The following is a 533-nucleotide window of genomic DNA, read 5'->3' as shown; positions in this document are numbered from 1 at the left end:
GTTCACTATCGGTGTCTGATTAGTATTTAGCCTTACCGGGTGGTCCCGGCAGATTCAGACAGGGTTTCACGTGCCCCGCCCTACTCAGGATACATCTATGAGATTTTATGATTTCGTATACAGGAATATCACCTTCTATGTTGAAGCTTTCCAACTTCTTCTACTATCATAAAATTTTGTAACTCAATGTAAGATGTCCTACAACCCCTTTTTACAGGTTTGGGCTCTTTCGCTTTCGCTCGCCACTACTGATGAAATCATTATTTATTTTCTTTTCCTGTTGCTACTAAGATGTTTCAATTCGCAACGTGTCTCGCTAATTTGACTATGGATTCATCAAAATGCAACTGAGGTTTGCTCAGTTAGGTTACCCCATTCGGAAATCTCCGTATCATAGTTTATTTCCAACTCCACGAAGCTTATCGCAGGTAATCGCGTCCTTCATCGACTTTCAGACCCAAGGCATCCACCAAATACTCTTACTTAATTTAAAAGTTAATACAACTTTAATATTGCCTATTATTGCTAAAGAT

1 rRNA gene is annotated in these 533 nt (G+C 39.2%); it reads right to left on the bottom strand.

Annotated elements, in window-relative coordinates:
* A 23S ribosomal RNA gene (locus CDH49_RS15590) occupies nt 1-493 on the bottom strand; the annotation flags it as partial.
* Between the last annotated feature and the right edge of the window lie 40 nt (nt 494-533).

Source organism: Confluentibacter citreus (assembly GCF_002807055.1).
Taxonomy (GTDB): domain Bacteria; phylum Bacteroidota; class Bacteroidia; order Flavobacteriales; family Flavobacteriaceae; genus Confluentibacter; species Confluentibacter citreus.
Note: the sequence above shows the minus strand (reverse complement) of the source record. Positions and strands in the feature narration are given on the sequence as shown.